Annotated in this window: 6 protein-coding genes; all 6 read left to right on the forward strand. The window is 50.4% G+C overall.

All coding sequences use genetic code 11. The features are described 5' to 3' along the window. Positions 1 to 131 precede the first annotated feature (131 nt). Positions 132 to 1,001, forward strand: a complete 870-nt coding sequence (locus ABD654_RS05810; RefSeq protein WP_344703190.1) for a hypothetical protein — start codon at positions 132 to 134, stop codon at positions 999 to 1,001. Between the two features lie 55 nt (positions 1,002 to 1,056). Next, positions 1,057 to 2,409 (forward strand): polysaccharide deacetylase family protein, encoded by a 1,353-nt coding sequence (locus ABD654_RS05815; protein ID WP_344703192.1) that lies wholly within the window; start codon positions 1,057 to 1,059, stop codon positions 2,407 to 2,409. Between the two features lie 32 nt (positions 2,410 to 2,441). Further along, positions 2,442 to 3,560, forward strand: a complete 1,119-nt coding sequence (locus ABD654_RS05820) for an O-antigen ligase family protein (protein WP_344703195.1) — start codon at positions 2,442 to 2,444, stop codon at positions 3,558 to 3,560. Between the two features lie 111 nt (positions 3,561 to 3,671). After that, positions 3,672 to 4,772, forward strand: coding sequence for a glycosyltransferase family 4 protein (locus tag ABD654_RS05825; protein ID WP_344703201.1), 1,101 nt, complete (start codon positions 3,672 to 3,674; stop codon positions 4,770 to 4,772). Between the two features lie 10 nt (positions 4,773 to 4,782). Further along, positions 4,783 to 5,898, forward strand: a complete 1,116-nt coding sequence (gene wecB / locus ABD654_RS05830; RefSeq protein ID WP_344703197.1) for a non-hydrolyzing UDP-N-acetylglucosamine 2-epimerase — start codon at positions 4,783 to 4,785, stop codon at positions 5,896 to 5,898. A gap of 5 nt (positions 5,899 to 5,903) precedes the next feature. Continuing rightward, a partial coding sequence (locus tag ABD654_RS05835; protein ID WP_344703199.1) for a glycosyltransferase occupies positions 5,904 to 6,354 on the forward strand: 451 nt, incomplete at its 3' end.

Below are 6,354 nucleotides of genomic sequence, written 5' to 3' on the forward strand. Positions count from 1 at the left end.
CACCGGAAGACGGTGCCGTCTCGAAATCGGCGTTCGGCGACGAGCTACCGGCTCCCCGGGGCTTCAGGATGCCCAGTCAGCGTTCCGGTGAATAAGCCGGGTTCCGGTGAATAAGCCGGGTTCAGGAAGAAATGGAATTCACCCTCAATTTACCAGTTTTTATCTGGGAAGCAGTCGCCAATTTTGCGTCTATTCTTCTGGCCGGTTTAATCATTGCTTTCGTTACCACTTTTTATCTTAAGAAAAAAGACGAACGCACCCGAGTGGCCGGTGTGATTCTGGAAAAACGAGTGGATGCACAGCAGGAAATCCTGCGATTCATGGAAAGTAGCACGCAGAAATTTGAAGTGCGCCAGAATGAAGCATCACTACTACGAGAATTGCTTTTAAAACTGGATATGCATCTGCCTTATGATCCACATGTTCAATATGCCGATATCTTCACATCAACAAAAAAGTTTCGTGAATTTGCGCATGGCGTACAGGGATTTGAAGGTCTGCTTGAAAAACACAAGCTTTGGCTGGATGTAAAGGTGCGACGGCATATATTGACTATGCAGGCTTATTTTGCATCCATAAATGCGTTGCTTATCTCTTTTAACCGTGTTCCGCTACCCAAAAACATTACGCTGAGTGAAAAAGATTTCACAGAGCTGAGCGACAGGCTATTATGGATGCTTGGGGCTGTTCTGGACGAAGAATTCAACCGCCTGGTAATGGATCTTGAGGTGCTGCTTGTAGGCTCGATTTATAAGCTCGACCTAACCAGACCCAAAGCAGGAATTTTCGCTAAACGTCATGCCGGGAAAGAAATTAAGCGAGTAGAAAATTTTTTATATGAGAAATCCTTGCTGGGTGCTTATATTCGCCAGGCACCCATACTGGTTATTCTGCTCTTACAGGCTCATAAGAATATAGAAATATCTGAAGAAGAAGCAATGGATTACTATATGCGCGTTACTGGGACCTCGGTTACAGATAAACCAAGAGTTTTTATGTAAAAATATTTCCGTTTCACTCCGTTTCTTTAGTGGTCCTAATAAGGTTTTATCTTTCATGCCTCAGTTTTCTAATCAGGCCCTTGATTGGCTTTCTTCAATCCTTGAAGAGCGCTTCGGGCATGCTTTTACGCTTACCCAGTCTCAAAATAGTCTTAGGCTCTCCCTAGCCATATCGCCACAAGGTTATATCTTATTCCCTAGGCTGGAAACAGCCTTCCACCAGTCGCGCTCGGATTTTCCTTGCGGCAGCTGGGATGCCGCCGCCGCAGGCTTTACGCCCGTGCTCGGCGAGCCGCTGCCCACGCCGGCCATGCCGCACCCGCCGGCGCGGCTGGTGGAGCCAACCGAACATGGCGACGTCACCATCCACTACGACATCCTCGGCCTGACGTACTGGATGCTCACGCGGCTGGAAGAGGTCGGCCGTACCGACCTCGACGAGCACGACCGCTTCCCGGCGACGTCGTCGCACGCCTACCGCCACGGTTACCTGGAACGCCCCATCGTTGATGAATGGCTTGACCTGCTCGGCCAGGTAATCAAGCGCCAGTGGCCCGAGGTCAAACTCAAGCAACACCGGTTCAGCATGAAGGTGTCGCACGATGTGGATCGTCCAACGCGCTATGGCTACCAGCCGCTGAAAGGGCTGGTTCGTACCATGGGTGGCGATATTCTTAAACGAAGAGATTTCAAGCATGCGCTACTCGCGCCTTGGATTCGTTTGAATTCCAAGAAACATCTACATCCGAAGGATCCTTACAATACCTTCGATTGGATTATGGACCAGTCAGAAAAACATGGGCTGACCAGCGCATTTTATTTCATCTGTGGTCAAACCCATCCAACAAAAGATGCGCTTTACAATATAGAAGATGAGCCTATTCGCCACCTTATCCGACGCATTCATGACCGTGGCCATGAGGTAGGCTTGCACCCCAGCTATAATACCTATCAATCTCCTAAACTTATTGCTGGCGAGGCTAAACGCTTGCGTGCCGTTTGCGCCGAAGAAGGCGTCGAACAAGATATATGGGGCGGGCGGATGCATTATCTACGCTGGGAAACGCCCACGACCCTGAACGCCTGGAATGACGCAGGAATGAACTATGATTCAACCCTGGGCTATGCCGACAGGCCGGGGTTTCGCTGCGGCACCTGCCATGAATACTCATCTTTTGATGCACTTAGCCAACAGCCACTATCTTTGCGAATAAGACCTTTGATAGTTATGGAATGTTCCGTAATGGCTCCGCAGTATCTTGGTCTGGGTGCCAGCAATGCAGCACTGGATAAATTTTTCCAGTTAAAATCTAAATGCCATAGTGCTCGTGGCTGCTATACAGTGCTTTGGCATAACTCAGAGCTTTATAGTTCCGCCATTAAAAAATTATATAAAAACTTATTATGATCTACTTATACCCTGTTGCGCTAGCAGTTTTGATGGCTTTATCAGGCTTTTTATTCGATTCTGATTGGATTGAGTTTGCCAGTAAATACTATCCTGTTGTTTTTTTAGGGATCGGAGCAGCATCACTTATAGTTATGTTCCTTTGGGCCGGAAGGAAAAAAAATATTATAGAGAAGCCTTTTTTGATACTCGGCTCAGGCATAGGGTTTTTTATAATTATCGGATTATCATCTTCTATCTTCAGCGGTGCTGGGAATATATTGGCTCTTGGTATGAAAATATCAACCCTCATTTTTAACTTATTTTTTGCATTTTTCTCATACAAAATTTTTAATGATAAAAAAAGATTCAGGATTTTCGCGAAAACCATGGCAGGCATATGCTTTACGGCCTCTATTGTTTTAATTGTTAGCGGAAACACTTCTTTTAACCTTAATTGGGTAGGAATAACAACAACTTACTCCGTTTTATTCTTGATTCTCTCATCTCACAAAACCTCTTTCTTCAGTAATTTGTTTTTTTTGTCTTTGCTATTATTTTTTGGGTTTTCTTTAGGGGCTCGGGGAGTAGAAGCCGCTGCAGCGTTATGCCTTTTATATACTGCATTTACTCTTTTATTAAGTCGGCGCTTTGAAAAAAAAATAAACTCATTTATTTTTTACCTAATGCCTGCAGTGAGCTTAATTGTAGCTATCGCAGGAGTATGGTTATACAACAGCGACATTTATTCTTACTTAGTATCTTTAAGCATTGAGAACACTGGGAAAAGTCTCGATTCGGGTCGATTGGGGCGATGGGACTTGGGCTACAGACTTCTCCTTGAACGCCCGTTTTTTGGCTGGGGTGTTGATGCGCACATATCGCGTGCCGGTAATACGCAAGGTTTTGGCGATCTTCATAATTTATGGTGGGAGTTTGCTTTTCGAGCAGGAGTCATAGGATTATCTTTTTTTATAGTTTTATTTTATTACCTTGCTTATAGATTTTCTTCTTGTGCTCTAGCCGACAGAGCCGTTTGTGCCTATATTATAATTTTCATTTTTTTATCAGTTTATGCCTTAGGAGGCGTTACACATTGGCCAGGAGCATTTATGTTTTGGTGCTTGATAGGAATATTATTAAGGATAAGTCATAATAATGATAAACAATGACTAACAAGAGCACCCAAGACGGTTAGAACCACTATCTCTATAAAGTTGATTTAGCTGTAAGCTCTTTTACCTAATTTTATAATCAATCAAAAGGAAAATATTAACTTGATTGTGGCCCACCTCACCTCCGTCCACCCCCGCACCGACACCCGCATTTTCCTCAAGGAATGCACCTCTCTCGCGAATCACGGCTATACCGTTTCTCTTGTAGTTGCTGACGGCAAGGGCGATGAAGAAAAAGCGGGCGTTAAGATCCACGATGTCGGCGCTTCCAAGGGGCGCCTGGACCGCATTCGTCATGCGCCAGGGCGGGTACTGACGAAAGCGCTGGCGCTGGATGCTGATGTTTACCATCTGCACGACCCTGAGCTGATCCCGATTGGCCTCAAGCTGAAAAAGCGCGGCAAGACGGTGATTTTTGATGCCCACGAGGATGTGCCCAAGCAGCTGCTGGGTAAGTCCTATCTTAACAAACCAGCGAAATGGGCACTATCCAAGTCGTTTGCCGTGTATGAGCGCTGGGCCTGCCGTCAACTGGATGCGGTAATTGCCGCTACGCCCTATATTCGCGATAAATTCATCGCAATGGGCATACGTTCGGAAGATATCAATAACTACCCGCTGCTGGGTGAACTGGCCAGCGACCAGGTGGATTGGTCTCAGAAAAAGAATCAGGTGTGCTATGTGGGTGGTATTGGCCGGCTACGCGGTATTCTTCAAGTCGTTCAGGCGATGGGCTTTGTTGGCTCTGACACACGGCTGCAGCTAGCCGGTAAATTTAGTGATGTAAGCGCTGAGCTGGCTGCTAAGGCTGACGAGGGCTGGAAACAGGTCGATGCTCTAGGGTTCGTTAATCGTGAGGGCGTGTGTGATCTCTTAACCACATCGATCGCGGGGGTCGTGACATTTTTGCCTTCCCCTAATCATACTGATGCCCAGCCTAATAAAATGTTTGAGTATATGAGCGCGGGTGTTCCTGTTATTGCTTCTAACTTCCCACTTTGGAAAGGGATCATCGAAGATAATCAGTGCGGACTGTGTGTCGATCCGTTAGTTCCCCAGGCCATTGCCGACGCCATCGGCTATCTCGTATCGCATCCCGAAGAAGCGGAACAGATGGGTCGCAACGGTCAGCGGGCCGTGCAGGAACGCTATAACTGGGCTATCGAAGAGCAAAAGCTGCTCGATCTCTATCAATCACTCAACGAGTAACGAGTCACTTATGCCCCGCATTCTCACCGTCATCGGCGCGCGGCCGCAGTTCATCAAGGCGAGCGTCGTCTCCCGCGCCATCCAGCAAACGGCTGGCATTGAAGAAATCATGCTGCACACCGGCCAGCATTTTGATGCCAACATGTCGGATGTGTTTTTCAACCAGCTGGGCATGCCCCGTCCGGCCATTCAGCTGGATATTCACGGTGGCTCGCACGGTGAGATGACCGGGCGCATGCTGACCGAGATCGAGCAGGCCATTGTGGAACACAAGCCGGATCGCGTGCTGGTCTACGGCGATACCAACTCGACGCTGGCCGGCGCGCTGGCGGCGGCCAAGCTGCATGTGCCGGTGGCGCACGTAGAAGCCGGGCTGCGCAGCTTCAACACGGCGATGCCGGAAGAGATCAACCGCATTCTGACCGACCAGATCAGCGATCTGCTGTTCTGCCCCACCGCAGCGGCGGTTAACAACCTGAATGCCGAAGGCTTCGGGCAAAAACCGGTGCGTGTTTTACAGCCCGGCGACGTGATGCAGGATGCCGCGCTGTTCTTCTCCCGCCACGCGGTGGCGCCGAAGGGATTGCCTTCGATGATATCGGCCACGGAAGGACACGGAACATCACGGACAAATGGTGACGGTGGTGGGTTTATTGTCGCGACGCTGCACCGCGCCGAAAACACCGACGACCCCGAGCGTTTGGCCGCCATCGTCACCGCGCTCAATCGCGCGCACCGCGAGGTGGCACCGGTGGTGCTGCCACTGCACCCGCGCACCCGGGCCGCCGTCGAGCGCGCCGGTTTAACGCTTGCCGTCACCACCATTGACCCGGTGGGCTATTTCGAAATGGTATGGCTGCTTAACCACTGCGGCCTGGTGCTGACCGACAGCGGCGGCGTGCAAAAAGAGGCCTTCTTCTTCGGCCGAGCCTGCGTCACCCTGCGCGACCAGACCGAATGGGTCGAGCTGGTAGAAGCCGGGGCCAACGAGCTGGTGGGCGCTGATCAGGCGCGTATCGAAGAGGCTGCCCGGCGGCATTTCGGCCGGCGCGTTGTTGATACGGACCACCTATACGGCGGCGGCAAGGCCGCGCAGGCGATTGTGGATACGCTAACAGGCAGCTAACGCTTATGAGAATTATCTACCTTCACCAGTACTTCAACACCCCCGAAATGTCGGGCGGCACCCGTTCCTACGAGATGGCGCGGCGCATGGTAGCGGCCGGGCATGAGGTGCACATGATCACCGCCTATCGCGAAGATGATAAGCCGGGGGAGTGGTTCACAACCGACGAGGCCGGCATACAGGTGCATTGGTACCCCGTGCCGTACTCCAACCATATGAGCTATGGGCAGCGCATCAAGGCGTTTTTTGCCTTCGCCTTCGCCGCCAGAAAGAAGGCATTGGCACTTGAGGGCGATATCGTTTTCGCCACCAGTACGCCGCTGACCATTGCCATCCCCGGCGTGCTGGCCTCTAGTACTACAGTCGTAACTACAGCCGTGATCGTTCATGCATTGCCATCCGGGCTTGCTGCTGCCGACAGTGGCACTGCCAAGCCCGGTACTGGTGCTTTCGTCG

Origin of the sequence: Halomonas cibimaris (assembly GCF_039537045.1) — a bacterium.
Taxonomy (GTDB): Bacteria; Pseudomonadota; Gammaproteobacteria; order Pseudomonadales; family Halomonadaceae; genus Vreelandella; species Vreelandella cibimaris.